Source organism: Phyllobacterium bourgognense (assembly GCF_003337575.1).
Lineage (GTDB): Bacteria > Pseudomonadota > Alphaproteobacteria > Rhizobiales > Rhizobiaceae > Phyllobacterium > Phyllobacterium bourgognense.
The window spans coordinates 59219-75784 of sequence record NZ_QPJM01000019.1 but is presented as its reverse complement, the minus strand read 5'-3'; the positions used below and the strand labels follow the sequence as shown (position 1 = coordinate 75784).

The 16566-nt window shown below is 56.4% G+C and carries 14 protein-coding genes; 5 read left to right on the top strand and 9 right to left on the bottom strand.

The genetic code is table 11. The features are described from left to right. Nucleotides 1–100: 100 nt before the first annotated feature. Both ggt and C7476_RS23420 read right to left on the bottom strand, forming a co-directional pair. Nucleotides 101–1846: a gamma-glutamyltransferase gene (ggt, locus tag C7476_RS23425; RefSeq protein WP_114432269.1), complete on the bottom strand. Its 1746-nt coding sequence runs from the start codon at nt 1844–1846 to the stop codon at nt 101–103. Between the two features lie 101 nt (nt 1847–1947). Continuing rightward, the gene (locus C7476_RS23420) at nt 1948–2670 is read right to left on the bottom strand and encodes a glutathione S-transferase (protein WP_114432268.1); all 723 of its coding nucleotides are present in this window, start codon (nt 2668–2670) and stop codon (nt 1948–1950) included. A gap of 291 nt (nt 2671–2961) precedes the next feature. Between C7476_RS23420 and C7476_RS23415 the strand changes: the two genes are divergently transcribed. From C7476_RS23415 to C7476_RS23395, 5 genes are all read left to right on the top strand, one after another. Continuing rightward, nucleotides 2962–4305: an extracellular solute-binding protein gene (locus C7476_RS23415; RefSeq protein WP_114432267.1), complete on the top strand. Its 1344-nt coding sequence runs from the start codon at nt 2962–2964 to the stop codon at nt 4303–4305. Nucleotides 4306–4384: 79 nt separating this feature from the next. Then, complete coding sequence (locus C7476_RS23410) at nt 4385–5281, top strand: carbohydrate ABC transporter permease (protein ID WP_114432266.1); 897 nt, start codon at nt 4385–4387, stop codon at nt 5279–5281. Between the two features lie 9 nt (nt 5282–5290). Next, nucleotides 5291–6178 (top strand): ABC transporter permease subunit, encoded by an 888-nt coding sequence (locus C7476_RS23405; protein WP_114432264.1) that lies wholly within the window; start codon nt 5291–5293, stop codon nt 6176–6178. Between the two features lie 10 nt (nt 6179–6188). Then, nucleotides 6189–7310 (top strand): sn-glycerol-3-phosphate import ATP-binding protein UgpC, encoded by a 1122-nt coding sequence (locus C7476_RS23400; protein WP_114432263.1) that lies wholly within the window; start codon nt 6189–6191, stop codon nt 7308–7310. A gap of 20 nt (nt 7311–7330) precedes the next feature. Further along, nucleotides 7331–8251: a sugar phosphate isomerase/epimerase family protein gene (locus C7476_RS23395; RefSeq protein WP_114432261.1), complete on the top strand. Its 921-nt coding sequence runs from the start codon at nt 7331–7333 to the stop codon at nt 8249–8251. 40 nt (nt 8252–8291) lie between these two features. Here the strand turns inward: C7476_RS23395 and C7476_RS23390 are convergent, their stop codons facing one another. The 7 genes from C7476_RS23390 to C7476_RS23360 all read right to left on the bottom strand — a co-directional run bounded on the left by C7476_RS23390 (nt 8292) and on the right by C7476_RS23360 (nt 16531). Next, on the bottom strand, nt 8292–9278 hold the full coding sequence (locus C7476_RS23390) for an aldo/keto reductase (RefSeq protein ID WP_114432260.1): 987 nt from the start codon (nt 9276–9278) through the stop codon (nt 8292–8294). A gap of 25 nt (nt 9279–9303) precedes the next feature. After that, nucleotides 9304–11625, bottom strand: a complete 2322-nt coding sequence (locus C7476_RS23385; protein WP_114432259.1) for a Tex family protein — start codon at nt 11623–11625, stop codon at nt 9304–9306. 79 nt (nt 11626–11704) lie between these two features. After that, a complete protein-coding gene (locus C7476_RS23380; RefSeq protein ID WP_114432310.1) occupies nt 11705–12844 on the bottom strand; it encodes a Gfo/Idh/MocA family protein in 1140 nt (379 codons plus the stop codon). A gap of 14 nt (nt 12845–12858) precedes the next feature. Continuing rightward, a complete protein-coding gene (locus C7476_RS23375) occupies nt 12859–13605 on the bottom strand; it encodes a sugar phosphate isomerase/epimerase family protein (protein ID WP_114432258.1) in 747 nt (248 codons plus the stop codon). Between the two features lie 27 nt (nt 13606–13632). Beyond that, entirely contained in the window at nt 13633–14730 is a 1098-nt protein-coding gene (locus C7476_RS23370) for an ABC transporter ATP-binding protein (RefSeq protein ID WP_114432257.1), read from the bottom strand. Continuing rightward, entirely contained in the window at nt 14727–15626 is a 900-nt protein-coding gene (locus C7476_RS23365) for a carbohydrate ABC transporter permease (RefSeq protein WP_114432256.1), read from the bottom strand. Before C7476_RS23365 ends, C7476_RS23370 begins: the two co-directional genes overlap by 4 nt. Then, the gene (locus C7476_RS23360; RefSeq protein WP_114432255.1) at nt 15623–16531 is read right to left on the bottom strand and encodes a carbohydrate ABC transporter permease; all 909 of its coding nucleotides are present in this window, start codon (nt 16529–16531) and stop codon (nt 15623–15625) included. The genes C7476_RS23365 and C7476_RS23360 overlap by 4 nt, the downstream gene beginning before the upstream one ends. Nucleotides 16532–16566: the final 35 nt, after the last annotated feature.

Here is a 16566-nt window from a genome sequence, read left to right as displayed (position 1 = left end):
GGGTTTTGCAGTGCGCGACCCTGCTCGGATAGCTCACTTTGCAATCAAATCACGTCCCTCATGGCGAGCTTGTCGAACCACGCACAGAGCGCTTTGCCGATCAATAACCCAACGCCTCTCCAGACCCTGACCGGCTGTCCATTGCGCCGTTGTAGCGGGCGCCGCCGCCCTTCTCAATGTCGGCCAGGCTTTCACCGCCGACAAGAATACCGGCTGCCTGTCCCCAGATCGTCCAGCTCTTGTCTATCTCGACATCGTGGCCCATCTCGGTGAGGATTTTGCGTGTGTCAGATGAGAGGGCATAGGGCTCCATATAGACCTTGTCGGGCAGCCATTGGTGATGGATGCGCGGCGCGTCGATTGCTTCCTGGATGTTCATGCCATGGTCGATGACGTTGATGATCGCTTCTAGCGTGATCGTGATAATGCGCGCCCCGCCCGGGCTGCCAATGACCATGAAAGGCTTGCCGTCTTTCGAGATAATGGTTGGGCTCATCGAGGACAGGGGTGTCTTCTTCGGCTGGATAGCATTGGCTTCTCCTTGCACCAGCCCATAGAGATTGGCCGCACCAGGCTTGGCCGTGAAATCGTCCATCTCATTATTGAGTAATATACCTGTTCCGGGAGCAACGACACCCGCGCCGAAGGAGCCGTTGAGCGTGTAAGTCACAGCCACTGCGTTGCCCTCGTCGTCAACAATGGAATAATGCGTGGTCTCTTTACTTTCGCCAAAGCCCTTCGGCATCAGTTCTTGCGATACGCCGGCCTTGAATGGGCTGATCTTCTCGCGGATTTCCTTGGCGTACTGCTTGTCGAGCAATTTCTTCACAGGATTGTCGACGAAATCCGGATCTCCAAGCGATGTGTTGCGGTCGACATAGGCATGACGCATGGCCTCGACCATCGCGTGAACAGTCTCGGCAGAACCATAACCGAGATAGCCGAGCGGATAACCTTCGAGAACATTCAGGATCTCACAGATAATGACGCCACCGGAACTCGGTGGAGGCGATGAGACAATGTCATAACCGCGGTAATTGCATTTGACCGGCTCAAGTTCGCGTACGGAATATTGTTCGAAATCGGCCTTTGCCAAAATGCCGCCGGTCGACGCGCCGGCTTTCACGATGGCATCGGCTGTTGCACCTTTGTAAAAAGCATCCGGTCCCTTCTCCGAAATGCCCGAAAGCGTTGCGGCGAGATCAGACTGAACCAGTGTTTCGCCGATCGCATAAGTCTTGCCATCCGGCTTCAGGAAGATTTCGGCGGCAGTCTTGTCCTTGGCAAGTTTCTTGGCGCCATTTTGCAGCGACGCAACATCACCCTGATCGAGCACAAAGCCGTCACGGGCGAACCGGATCGCCGGGCCCATCAGTTCTTCGCGCGATTTGGTGCCATATTTCGTCCGGGCGGTCTCAAAGCCAAGGACAGAGCCAGGCACGCCCACAGCGAGATAACCATCGGTGCTCAGGCCCTTGACCATGTTGCCCTTGTCGTCGAGATACATGGTCTTGGTCGAGGCAAGCGGAGCGCGTTCGCGGAAGTCGAGAAAGGTCGTCTTGCCGTCCTTGAGACGGATGGTCATGAAGCCCCCGCCGCCGATGTTACCCGCCGTCGGATAGACGACAGCCAGCGCATAGCCGACAGCAACAGCAGCATCCACTGCATTGCCACCACCTTTGAGCACATCCACCCCAATTTGCGACGCCAAATGTTGCGCCGTAACGACCATTCCATGCTCGGCTTTGACCGGATCGGGGGAAGCCGCGAACACGGTGGCGACCGGTACAAAGCCAAAGCTCAGTGCGACAGCAAAGACGCCAGCTTTCGTAGAGCGATAGTCCATGGTCTTTCCTCCGGAATATTGACTGGGGGACAATGGAACCTGTTCGGCGTGGCATGTCCAGAGAAAGTGAGAAGGCGGCGGAAAAAGTGATTGCCGCCGCGTCACGCGTCCTGATCGAGCTCGGGATAGTGGCGGAAAACACCGGACTCATTGAAGTCGAGCCGCCGGTCGGAGGCAAGATATTTCTTGATATTGGCCCGGTTCTCAACGGCATCATGCAAGGCCGTCAGCGCCGGATAACGTTCACCGAAGCGTTTGGTGGCGCGCGGAAAGGCGTAATGGAGCCCTTCAATGATCTGGAACAGCGAAAGGTCTACGTAGCTTAGCCGGTTTCCGACAGCATGCTTTTTTCCATCCGGATTTTGCTCGAGCACACGCTCGAAATAACCCATGAATTTGGGGATCCGATGCTCAATGAAATCGGCCGAGCGCTGCTTGGCTGCCTCCTTCTGATCTTCGAAATACAGATTCGTCGAGAGCGGGTGGTGGGTGTCGTGCACCTCGGCCACAAAGTCAGTGATTGTCAACTGCAAGCCGTTTGCGATGAAGCGCAATGGTTCATCCTCCGGTGCAAGGTCTAACTTCGGTCCGAGATAAAACAGTATATTCGCGACATGCGATACGATCAGATCACCGTCCTTCAAGAACGGCGGCGCAAAGGGAATATATGGTGCGGATTTGCTCTTTAGAAGCTTCATCATTGCTGCAGTTCCATCCGATTGGCGCGCAACGTCCATGTATTCGGCTCCAGCCTCTTCCAGGGCCAATCGCACGAATTCGCCGCGCCCCTGCAATCCGTCCCAGTAATAAAGTTCATAGGGCATTAGGGTCTCCTTGTGTCTGGTCAGAGTTTATCGCAGGGAAGCAGGAGAATGTGGCAGCAATTGCCTTATAGATGAGAACATGCTGGCATTTCGAGTGTCCTCTTACGAGCACCAGCTGCACTGACAGCCGGCTTATCCAGCTGTTTTACGCAGCTGTGCATTGTCACAATACTTTCGCATCAGTTCGATCAAAGGTTCACATAACCGCCCTAGACATAGTCCCGGTCGAGGCGGACCGGCTCTCCTGGTACTGCCCAAAAATCATTGTCACTCATTGGATCGGGGCTTCAGATGAAAACACTTGGTGTCAAATTGAGCATGGCTGTAGCCGCCTTGGCCGTTGGTCTGGGCGCAACGCCGGCGCTCGCGGAAAAGGTCAAATTTGAATTCTGGTACGGGCTGAGCGGTGACCTCGGCGAGCGTGTTCAGGATACGTGCAAGAAATTCAACGAATCGCAAGCGGATTACCAGATCGTCTGCACCAGCCAGAATGGCTATCCCGAGACAGTACAGAACGCCATTGCGGCCTATCGCGCCAAGAAGCATCCGGCCATCGTCCAGGTGTTCGACGGCGGCACGCTCGACCTGATGCTGTCAGGCGCTTTCGTTCCGGCGAAGAAGCTTATGGAAGACAACGGTTACAAGATCGATTGGGCCAATTATTTCGGCGGCATCGCCAACTACTATGCGACGTCCAAAGGTGAGCTCTACTCGTTCCCGTTCAACTCATCGACCGCCATGTTCTATTATAATGTCGATGCTTTCACCAAGGCCGGCATCGAGGGCGCTCCGCAAACCTGGGAAGACGTGGAAGCCGCCGCACGCAAGTTGAAGGCTGCCGGTTATGCCTGCCCGCTCGGATTCAGCTTCGACACCTGGGCGACGGTCGAACAGTTCTCAGCCATTCACAACCAGCCGATCGCTACCAAGAACAATGGCTATGACGGCCTCGATACGGAACTTGTGATCAACAAGACCAAACTTGTCGATCACCTGACCTTCTTCAAGAAGATGACCGATGAAGGCCTGTTTGTTGTGAAGACCAAGCAGCTCGGCATGGATGTTGTGCCGGCATTCACCTCCGAGACCTGCCAGATGATCCAGTCGTCGATTGCCGATCATGGCACCGTTGGCAAGACTATCAAGCCTGGTACCAAGTGGGATGTCACCATGCTCCCCGTCTGGAAAGGTACCGAGCGTCAGAATTCACTCGTCGGCGGTGCATCACTCTGGGTCCTGAACAACCGTCCGGAAGCGGAATATAAAGGCGCAGCCGCCTTCCTCAACTTCATTGCCCAGCCGGATATGGTTGAGTGGTGGTCGACTGTCACCGGATACATTCCGGTCACGAAGACCGGTTTCGACGCCATGAAGGCCAACGGTTTTTACGACAAGCCAGCCTATAAAGGTCGCGACAAGGCCATTGCCAGTCTGACATTCACCCCGACATCGGCCAATACTCGCGGCATTCGCCTTGGCGGCTTCCCACAAATCCGCAAGGAAATCTCGGATGCCATGGAAGGCATTTTCTTCGGCAAGTTGACGGTGCAGGCGGGCCTCGATCAGGCTGTTGAACGTGGCAACGCCATCTTACGCCGCTTCGAAAAGACCTATGCCGGCCGTGCATTGAACTAATCCTGTCGTCGCGATGGCCCGGAGCGCATCCGGGCCATCGCTTTCTTGCATCAGAAGAACAGGCTGGCAGGTCGATCTCATGAACAAGCGCACTGTTTTCAAAAGCTGGTGGTTGCCGATCGCGTTTGCGCTGCCGCAATTGCTGCTGATTTTCTTTTTCTTCTATTGGCCGGCAACGTCGGTTCTGACCTGGGCTTTTTCGCTGGAGCCGGCATTTGGCGGGGTGGGCGAGAGACTGTTCGTCGGCTGGGACAATTTTCGGGAAGTTTTTGCCGATACGGAATATTGGCGGTCAGTTTCGCTTAGCCTTTTCTTCGCCTTCAGCGCCACCGCGCTTTCCATGTTCATCGCCTTCGTGCTTGCGATTTGCGTCGATCGCCAGCTCAAGGGATCAGGCCTGTTCCGATTCTTCTATATCTGGCCCTATGCCATCGCCGCCCCGGCGGTTGGCCTTGCCTTCCGCTTCATCTTCGCGCCTGAGAGTGGCCTGATTGCCGTCGTCAATACCTGGTCGCCGGATCTGTGGAATCCGGCGAAGTTCGGCAGCCACGCCATGATCCTCGTCATCGTGTGTTTTGCCTGGAAATGGATCGGCTACAATTTCATCTTCATGACGGCAGGTCTCCAGTCGATCCCGCGCAGCCTGATTGAAGCTTCGGCGATGGACGGATCCGGTCCAGTACGCCGGGCATTGGATCTGCAAATCCCGCTGCTTGCGCCAACCCTGTTCTTCCTGCTGGTCCTCAACCTGACCGAGAGCTTCGTCGGTCCCGACACCTATGGCATCGTCGACCTGACGACCGAGGGCGGGCCGAACAAATCAACCGATGTCATGGTCTACCGCATAGTCAGCGAGGCATTCCGCGGCCTGAATTATTCGGGCGCGGCCGCGCAGAGCCTCGTTCTCATCGCCCTGATCATGCTCTTCACATTCATCCAGTTCCGCTACGTCGAGCGGCGCGTGCACTATAAATAGGATCCGGTGATGATCGAACGCACCCCCATTCTCAACGCCGTCACCTATTTCATCATGTTTCTCGGCCTGCTGCTCATCCTCGGCCCATTCTGGATGATATTCGCGGCTTCGACGCAATCCTTGGCACAGGTCAATACTGTCCCCTTCAATTTCGTGCCGGGAGCGGATTTTCTGCATAACCTGCAAGCCGCATGGCAACGGGCCAATCTTGGACCGGCCCTGTTCAACAGCCTTGTCACGTCGTTGCTGGTCATGTCGGGCAAGGTGATCGTTGCGGCGCTCAGCGCCTTCGCCATCGTCTATTTTCGCAGCCCGCTGCGCCATGTCTTCTTCTGGATGGTGTTCCTCACCCTGATGCTGCCGCTCGAGGTGCGTGTGATCCCGACCTATAATATCGCCGCCGATGTTTTCGCGCCGGTGCGCTGGCTCATCCAGACATTGACCGGAATCGAACTGTCGTTGCAGTGGAACCTTTTGAATTCCTATTCCGGTCTAGTCCTGCCGCTTATCGCGACAGCAACCGGTACGTTCCTGTACAGGCAGTTCTACATGACGCTACCGGATGAACTGGCAGAGGCGGCAAAGATGGATGGGGCGCGCCCTTTGCGCTTTTTTATCGATATCCTGCTGCCGCTGTCGCGCACCAACATGCTGGCGCTGGCAACGATCATGTTCGTTTATGCGTGGAACCAATATCTCTGGCCAAAGCTGATGACAACAGAAGCCGACTACCAGACAGCGATGGTCGCGATGCGCACGCTCGTTCCGAATATCAACAGCCTGCCAGAATGGAATATCTCCATGGCCGGTGCACTCATCATCATGCTGCCGCCCCTGATCGTTGTCGCTGTTCTGCAGCGCTGGTTCGTCCGTGGTCTGGTCTCGACAGAGAAATAAAGGAAAACTCATGGCCGAAATCAACATCCGGAACGTCCGCAAGTCTTATGGCCGCACACAGATCCTGCATGGGGTCGATCTCGACTTCAAGTCTGGCGAATTCGTGGTGATCCTTGGCCCGTCCGGCTGCGGCAAGTCCACGCTGCTGCGCATGATTGCCGGGCTCGAGGAGATTTCTGCAGGCGAGATTTCGATTGACGGCACGGTCGTAAATGACCTCGAACCCCGCGATCGCGGCTGTTCGATGGTATTTCAAAACTACGCGCTCTATCCGCATATGAACGTGGCCGCCAATATAGGCTATGCGCTGAAGGTTGCGGGTGTTCCGCGTGCCGAGCGAGATCGGCGTATCACTGAGACTGCGCGCATTGTCGGGCTTGAGGAAATGCTGGACCGTAAGCCGGCACAGCTTTCCGGTGGTCAACGGCAGCGTGTGGCCATGGGGAGGGCGATCATCCGCGAACCGAAGGTCTTTCTGTTCGACGAGCCCCTTTCCAATCTCGACGCCAAGCTGCGGGTGCAGATGCGGGTAGAAATCCGCCGCCTGCACAAGCGACTTTCAGCAACGTCGGTATTCGTGACCCACGATCAGGTCGAGGCGATGACACTTGCCGACAAGCTGATTGTTATGAACAAGGGCCATGTCGAACAGGTCGGCACGCCGCTGGAGATCTACCACCGGCCACGAACCCGCTTTGTCGGGACATTCATCGGTTCGCCTGCCATGAACTTCTTTGACAGCACCATAGCGCCAGGCGGCAACTTTGTTTTGCTCGACGGCATCCAAATGGCGATTGACCCGGCACTTGGCCGCGACAATGCAGGAAGCACCGTGTCTGTCGGGATTCGTCCGGAGCATTGCCGTCTGGTAAAGGCAGGAACGGCAAACAGTGTGCCTGCGACCGTCGATTTTGTGGAAGAGCTTGGCTCCGGGCGCAATGTGCACGTCGACATCGATGGAACGATCTTTGCTGTCGGCGGCGATGAAGCTCCATTCTTCGAGACTGGTGCGACGGTCGGCCTGCAATTGCCATCAGAACACATTCATTTGTTCTCCAGGGATACCGGTTTGCGTCTCGACGACGCGCCTGCATTGAAACACAATACCAATCAATCGACCGTGGCAGCTTAGCTGTACTGAAAGGATCAATCATGAATACGGAGTCCATCATTTCAGCCGTCGGCTTCTGCACCTATACGGGGGACGGCAATTTCAGCGTGCTTGAAGATTCTTTGCGGACGATCAGTGATCTTGGCGCGAGTGCTGCTGAGTTGTCGCTCTATGGGGAAGAGCTCATTTCCGGTGGCCGCATCATCCCAAGCCGGTTGGAACGCCTGCTGGAAATTACCGGTCAATTCGACCTTCGCTATAGCGTACATGGCCAGATTATTTCCAACTTCATGGACAAGGAACATCTGATGCTGCAGAAGTCCGTTGTTCGCGCCATGCTTGAACTGTGCAATCGTGTGGAGGCTGGCATTCTCGTCCATCATAGCGGACAGGCCAAGATGCCAGCGTTGACGCGTATTGGCGATCTCGACCAGATGGAACGCGATGCTTTGGCAGAGCTGGCCGAAGTCGCCAAGGGTTATGGCGTACGGATTGCACTGGAAAATATCTTCGCACTCAGCGACGCAGAATATCGCCAGACGCCGGCAAAGGTCGGTGAGACCGTCCGAGCCGTCAACAGTCAGAATGTCTGTGGGTTAATCGACTTCAGTCATGCCTATATCGAATGCACACGGCTCGGTCTCGATTGGCGCGAACAGATCAAAGCCATGGCTCCGGTCACCGGGCACATGCATGTTCATGACAGCTTTGGCCGTCCATACAGCATGACGAAGTTCTATCATCCGGCTGAGGCGACTGCACTTGGCATCGGCGATCTGCATTTACCGATTGGCTGGGGCGACATTCCATGGGAAGAGATTTTCTCGGAACTTACATTTCTGCCGGATACGACGCTGATCATGGAAATAACCGGGAACCGTTTCGCCACCGAGCAGGCGGACAGTCTTGCGCGGGCGCTAAAGCTTATGGATCTGGTCAATAGCCGCCGTATAGCAGCGTAAATTCGTCAATTGTGGCGGTTGTAACCGCCACAATTGACCTTCATCGGATGGTGAACGGTTCGACCGCGTCATAGACCGCGTCCGGTACCCCCACGTTTAACAGCTCCATGTTCCGGGTGAGGCTCGAGGGCTTGGCTGTGCCGATCAGAACGTTGGCGACGACCGGCTCCCGTAACGGGAATTGCATCGCGGCGGCGGCAAGTGGGATCGAATTCGCTTCTGCGATCTTCTGCATGGCGCGAACGCGACCTAGAATATCGTCCGAGGCAGGACCGTAGTCGAAATTTGCGCCCGGAACCGGCCCGGTTGCGAGAATGCCTGAATTGAAGACGCCGCCGATCACCAGCGAAACCTGTTGTCTGCGGCAGACTTCGAGCAAACCGCGCTCTGCGGAGCGATCCAACAGTGAATAGCGGCCTGCAAGCAGGATACAGTCTATGGGGTGCCTGGCAATCACGTCGAGACAGACGTCAACCTCATTGACGCCGAGACCGTAGGCCGAGATCGCGCCCGATGATTTCAGTTCGTCCAGTGCGCGCACGCCACTATCCAGCAATTGCGCCTGATAGATCGCGTTCTTTTCTGCGCCGTGCGTATATGCGCCGATATCGTGGACGTAGAGTATGTCGATCTTGTTCAGGCCCAGCCGGGCATAGCTGAATTCGAACGAACGCATGATCCCATCATAGCTATAATCGTAGTCAACTGTGAAGGGTAACGGATTGACGTAGGAGTAGTCCGGTACCTGATCTTCCGGGACGGGCCGCAACAAGCGGCCGACCTTCGTCGAAAGCACATATGTCTCGCGCGGTTTGCTGCGCAGAAAATCGCCGGTCCGCCGTTCGGATAGACCGAAGCCGTAAAAGGGCGCGGTGTCGAAATAGCGCATTCCCGCATCCCATGCAGCCTGCAACGTTTCCATCGCTGCTTCCCGCGTACATTCCCGGTAGAGACCGCCGATCGCTGCGCCACCAAATCCGAATTGCGTTACGGCGAGCGGTGTCTTGCCTATTGTGCGGATATCCACGGTTGTTCTCCCATAATTGTTCCAGCTATTTCTTGCGCAGTGCATCTGCCAGAGCTGCGCCGAAAGCGCCTTGTGTCGAAGGTTGCGGCTTCTGGCCGCCCGAAGCGGGAACAGCGGCGCGCGACGGCTTGTCAACGGCACGGGGACTGCGTGACGACTCGCTTCCCCCACCATCCTTGCGCATTGTCAGGCTGATGCGGTTACGTTTGGGATCGACATCAACAACGCGCACTTTGACGACATCCCCAGCCTTGACCACCTCGTGTGCGTCTTTGACAAAGCGATCCGCCAATTGCGAAAGGTGAACAAGGCCGTCCTGGTGCACGCCGATATCGACGAACGCACCGAAGGCGGCAACATTGGTAACCGTTCCCTCCAAGAGCATTCCGGGCTTCAGATCCTTTATGTTGTCGATGCCGTCGGCAAACGACGCCGTTTTGAATTCCGGCCGGGGATCTCGGCCAGGCTTTTCCAGTTCTGCAATGATATCCCGCACCGTCGGCAGGCCAAAGCGTTCATCGACGAAGACGCGAGGATCGAGCGCCTTCAACGCGCTGCTGTCGTTCATCAGTGACCGCACATCGCGACCGCAAGCACTTACGATTTTCTTGGCAACGCCATAGGCTTCCGGATGGACAGCAGAAGCATCCAGCGGTTCGGTGCCGTCGGGGATGCGCAGGAAGCCGGCGCATTGTTCATAGGAGCGTGGTCCGAGGCGTGCGACTTTCAGGAGGTCGCGACGGGTTTTGAATGGACCAACGTCGTCGCGATAGGCGATAATCGCTTCAGCAAGTGATGCACCAAGGCCGGAAATGCGCGCAAGCAAAGAAGCCGAAGCGGTGTTTAGATCGACGCCCACGGCATTCACTGCATCTTCGACGACGCCTTCGAGCGAACGCGCAAGACGGTACTGATCGACGTCATGTTGATACTGGCCGACGCCGATGGATTTCGGCTCGATCTTGACCAGTTCCGCCAGCGGATCCTGCAAGCGACGGGCAATGGAAACGGCACCGCGAAGCGACACGTCAAGCCCGGGGAATTCGGCAGCGGCAGTGGCCGATGCGGAATAGACAGAGGCTCCGGCCTCACTGACGATCACCTTCAGCGGTTTGGGTGCTGGCATCTCCGCCAACATATCGGCAACGAGACGTTCGGTCTCGCGGCTACCTGTACCATTGCCAATCGCGATAAGTTCGATCTTGTGCCTGACAACGAGCTTTGCCAGCTCGGCCTGCGTTCCGCGCACATCATTCCGCGGCGGGAAGGGGTACACGGTTGTAGTATCGAGAAGCTTGCCTGTGCCGTCGATGACAGCAACCTTCACACCTGTGCGGATGCCTGGATCAAGACCCATCGTTGCGCGCGAGCCTGCAGGCGCGGCCAACAGCAAATCCTTCAGGTTGCGGGCGAAGACGTGGATTGCTTCTTCCTCGGCGCGTTCACGCAACGCGGTCATGAGATCAACAGAGAGATTGAGCGACAGGCGGATGCGCCATGTCCAGCGCACCACTTCCATCAACCAGCCGTCTGCCGCGCCGCCATTAGCCTGGATTGAATAGGCGTCGGCAATCATGCGCTCGACTGGTCTGATAGCGGAGGTATCTTCAGCATCGACCTCGATTTCGAGCGACAAAACCTCTTCGTTGCGCCCCCGAAGCATAGCCAGGGCCCGGTGACTAGGCACGGTTGCCCAGCGCTCAAAATGATTGAAGTAGTCCGAAAACTTCGCTCCGGCCTCCTGTTTGCCGTCCACTACTTTGGCGCGGAGAACCGCGCGATCTTGCATGTACTTGCGCAAACGACCGACGAGCTCGGCGTTCTCCGAAAAGGCCTCGACAAGAATATCCCGGGCACCATCGAGCGCAGCCTTCACATCTGGAACATCGTTGTTCAGGAAACTCTTGGCCAGCTCGGAAGGAATGGTTCGCCGGTCTGACAAGATTGTTTCCGCCAGTGGGCCAAGCCCGCGTTCGCGGGCAATCTCGGCCTTTGTTCGCCGCTTGGGCTTGTAGGGCAGATAGATATCCTCCAGCTCCGCCTTGGTGACTGCGTTGGCAATCTTGCCTTCAAGATCGTCGGTCAGCTTGCCCTGGCTGCGGATGGACTCGATGACCGTGTCACGGCGCGCATCGAGTTCGCGCAGATAGATGAGCCGTTCGTCGAGCGTACGCAGCTGCGTATCGTCGAGCCCGCCCGTGGCTTCCTTGCGATAGCGCGCAATGAAAGGGACGGTTGCGCCGCCATCGAGAAGTTCTATCGCCGCATTGGCCTGTTCGGGCCGTGCGTGTATCTCGGCGGCGATGAGACGAGCGATACGGGCGGTATTGGCAGCACTGGCAGTCACGAGGCATTCCCATAAAACATGATCGGGCGGCCAACATAGTGGCGCCCGACCATGACCGCAATCGCCGGGGAGAAATCCCTCAGGTCTTTTTCAGCAGCGATTTGGCTTCCTTGATGCCAAGAGCCTCGGGCCGTGAGCAACTTGTCTTGATGTCGATGAACTTCTTCTCCTCACCGGAGCGGAGAATGGAGACCATCACATCGACACCGTGTAAGGCACGCTCCAGCGAACAGCGTATGTCACGCCCCTGCAGGATTGCAGCGGCCATGTCGGCAAGACCGGCTGTGCGGTAATTCGCCATCATGCCGGCAGGATGCTTCTGGTTGGGTGTACCGAAAGGATGCGCCCAGGGCTTGACTGGTTTTGCCTTCTTTCCTGGTTTTGCCAACTTGATCTCACCGCCAAAGAAGTTCGGATCGGGCAGGAAGATCGAGCCGTCAGTGCCGTAAAGCTCCATGTTGGGATGATGGTGAGCCCAGACATCCCAACTGGCTGACAGGGTTATCGATGCGCCGCTTTCGAATTCAAGCAGTGCCTGAACAGTCGTCGGCGTTGTTACCTTGATCGTCTCGCCCCTGCGCGGTTCGCTGGAGATGGTGCGGGTCGGCGTGGCCATCGATGTCAGTGCCGCAACGCGCCTTATCGGTCCGATGAGGTTGATCAGATTGGCAATATAATAAGGGCCGAGATCGAGGATGGGACCGCCACCCGGACGAAAGAAGAAATCCGGATTGGGATGCCAGTGCTCCATACCATGGCTGAGAACGTGGGCCGTGCCTGAGGTAATCGTTCCGAGCTGTCCATCGTCGACGAGCTTGCGTGCGAGCTGGTGCGCGCCGCCGAGATAAGTGTCCGGAGCGCATCCGGCTTTGAGCCGCTTTTTCGCAGCGAGCTTCTGAAGCTCCAGTCCGTCTTTCAACGAGAGCGTCAGCGGCTTTTCCGAATAAAGATGCTTGCCGGCCGAGAGAATCTGCTTCGATACATCGAAATGCGCATCCGGGACCGTGAGGTTGACGACCAGATCGATGTCGTCGCTGGCAAGCAGGCCATCAATAGTCCGCGCCTCGGTTTCGTATTCGGAAGCGCGAGCGGTGGCTGCCGTGTAGTTGATGTCGGCGATGGCGCGGATTTCAATGCCCTTGAAGAGTGGGGCTAGTCGCAAATAGGTCGCTGAGATATTGCCGGCACCAATGATGCCGATGCCTAGTGTCTTGGCCATGGTGCTGTCTTTCTTCAAAATGCTTTCACGGTTGCGATCGAACGGCGGGCAAACCGTTCATCGTCCGACGGGTTGTCATGTTCCATGATGAAGTACTTCACCGGCGTATCTTTTAGTGCCGACGTCAGCGCCTTCCAGTCGACAGTTCCGTATCCGACGTCAGCCCAGCCATCCTCATTGGTATTCTGGCCTTGAGCAGCGATATCCTTGACATGCACGGCAGTAATGCGTGAGCCGTGGTCCTCGATCCACTGGAATGGGTCCGCCCCGCCCCGGATGATCCAGGCGATGTCGGCTTCCCAGGAGATGCTTGGCGCTGCGTCGAAGATCAGCTTTTGCGGAATCGAACCATCGGCGAGTGCCTTGAACTCAAAATCGTGATTATGCCAGCCGAACACATATCCAGCCTTGCTGTATGTGGCATGAGCAGCTTCAAGCCGCTCGCCGAAGGCGGACCAACCCGCCGCATCGGCAGGCCGCAGGTCCACAGCGAGATGTGGGCAATAGATTGCCTTCATGCCGAGCGTTCCAGCAATGTCGAGAACCTTTTGCTCTTCCTGTTCAAGAAGATCGATACTGAAATGGCCCGAAGGCATAGTCAGGTTGTGGGCGTCAAGGGCAGCCTTGGTGGCTGCTGCGTCTCCGTAGACAGCGCCATAGCCTTCGACCTGCACATAACCATTACGCTGCAACATTTCGAGCGTCTGGTCGAGCGGCGGAAAATTGCGGGAGCTGTAGAGCTGATAGGAAAAGTCGGTCACTTCATTTCTCCATGATGCTTGGGAGGTTCAAAGGCGATTTTCGGTCCCGGCGTCGAAGAGCGAGGCCATGGCGGGATTGAATGTCAGGAATACTTTTTCACCGGGCTGGTAGCGCCTGCCGGAATCGACGCGAACCGAGATGGCTTTTCCTGCAACCTTCAACCAGACGAGACTGTCGGCGCCCATTGGCTCGTCGAGATCCACGACTGCTTCGCACGAGCGGCCGGCTGGACCGGGCTGGTCACTGATAGCAATGTGTTCCGGTCGAAAGCCGAAAATGACGGAATGCCCGGGGGCCAAAGGTTGTTGCGCTTCATATCCTGCAAGCGAAATATCAAGATCGCTCGCCTTGAACGCCGGCGAACCTTCCGGCCCGGTGATCTCACCTTTAAGGAAATTCATGGCGGGTGAGCCGATGAAGCTTGCGACAAAGAGGTTGCGCGGCTTGTTATAGATCGTCAGCGGATCATCAAGCTGCTGGATCAGGCCGCCCTTCATGACCGCAATGCGATCCGCCAAGGTCAAGGCCTCGATCTGGTCATGGGTGACATAGATCATGGTATTGGCGAGCTTGTGGTGCAGCCGTTTTATCTCGACGCGTAGTTCCGAGCGCAACTTGGCATCGAGGTTGGAAAGTGGTTCGTCGAACAGAAAAACGTCGACGTCGCGAACGAGCGCGCGGCCGATGGCAACGCGCTGCCGCTGACCACCGGAAAGCTCGGCAGGCTTGCGTCGCAGCAGCGGGCCGATCTGCAGGATTTCGGCCGCATGGGCGATGCGCTTCTGGATTTCCGCAGCAGGCAGACCAGCCACGCGCAGCCCGAATGACAGGTTCTTCTCGACAGTCATTTGCGGGTAGAGCGCATAGGACTGGAACACCATGCCAATGCCGCGATCCTTGGGCTCTTCCCAGGTCACATTCTTGCCCTTGATGAAAATTTGTCCGTCGGAGATTTCGAGAAGGCCGGCGATGCAATTGAGCAAAGTGGATTTTCCGCAACCGGACGGCCCGAGAAGCACGAGGAACTCGCCGTCCGCGACCTCGATATTGAGGTTTTGCAAAACGCTGATCGAGCCGAAATTGAGCGAAAGATCCTTGATTGAAACACTGTGCACTGAGGTCACCCTTTTACGGCGCCAGCGGCGATGCCTCTGACGAAATATTTGCCTGAAAAGAAATAGACGAGGAGCGGCACCGCACCGGTGAGAATGGTCGCGGCCATGTTGACGTTGTATTCCTTCACCCCTTGAGTGGAGTTGACGATGTTGTTGAGCTGCACTGTCATCGGGAAATTCTTGGTGCCAGCGAAGATCACGCCGAACAGGAAGTCATTCCAGATGCCGGTCACCTGCAGGATGACAGCCACCACGAATATGGGTAGAGACATCGGCAGCATGATCTGTAGGAAGATGCGCCAGAAGCCCGCGCCATCCACGCGCGCAGCCTTGAAGAGTTCCGGTGGCAGCGAAACGAAATAATTGCGGAAAAGCAGGGTGAGGATCGGCATTCCGAAGATTGTGTGAATGACGATGACGCCGGTCAGCGTACCGAAGATGCCGAGTTGTCGCGTGATGATGACGAGGGGATAGAGCATCACCTGATAGGGAATGAAGGCACCGAAAATCAGCGCCGTGAAGAACAGCTCCGAGCCTTTGAAGCGCCAGTTGGAGAGGGCATAGCCATTCACCGAAGCGATGATGATCGAGAAGATCACACTTGGGACCAGGATCTTCATTGAGTTAAAGAAGCCGACCTTGATACCCTCGCAGTAAAGACCCGTGCATGCGCTGTTCCAGGCCGTCGCCCAAGGTTGGAAGGTAACCTCGACCGGCGGGGAGAAAACGTTGCCCAGTCGTATCTCGGGCATACCCTTCAGTGACGTCATGACCATCACATAGAGGGGAATGAGATAGTAAATGGCGGCAACCAATAGCGCTGAATAAATCATGATCGATGTGGGTGACAGGAAGCGCTTGGGGCGACCTCCTCGCGGTTCGGCACTGGATAGAGACGAGCTCATTTCGAGGCTTCTCCTTTGCGATACCGGGGCCGGAATTCCAGCAGCGCCCAGGGTACGAGAATAATCAGCACTGTGGTGAGCATGATCGTCGAGGCGGCGAGGCCCTGACCCAGATTGCCGCGCGAGAACATGAGATCGTAGACATATTTTGCGGGAACTTCGGAGGAAATGCCTGGCCCGCCATTCGTCAGGGCAACGACGAGGTCGTAGACTTTGACTATCGTTGCCGAAATGATGACGAGCGTGGTGATGAAGACCGGCCTCATCATCGGAATGATGATGAAAAGATAGGTTTTCCACGCCGGTATCCCATCAACGCGTGCTGCTTTCCAGATTTCATCGTCAATGTTGCGCAAACCTGCAAGCATCAGTGCCATGACAAGGCCAGTACCTTGCCACAGACCCGCAATCACAATGGCATAGATGGTAAAACGGCCATCGGTCAGAATAGGAAAATTGAAAGTTTCAAAACCGAGGTCCCGAACGACCTTCTGCACGCCATAGGCCGGGGTGAGTATCCATTGCCAGACCAGGCCGGTGACGATGAATGACAGTGCGTGCGGGTAGAGGAATATGGTGCGGAAGGTATTTTCGAAGCGGATTTTCTGGTCCATCAGTGCAGCAAGGATAAATCCGAGCACCAGAGAAAAGCTCAAAGACAAAACGCCAAAGATGGCGAGGTTCTTCAGGGAAACGGTCCAGCGCGACGTCCGGAAAAGCCGCACGTATTGATCCATCCCGACGAAATCCAGCGTTGGCAGAGACCGCGAGGACGTGAAGGAATAAACGACGGTCCATAGCGTGCAGCCAATAAAGACAACAAGCACCGTCAGGATCATTGGCACCGCCGCGATTTTGGCATTCAGGTTGCGCAGAGGGGTAAACGGGCGCCGGCTCCCAGCCATCGAAGTCTCCAGTCCTATCACCGGATGCCGGACCC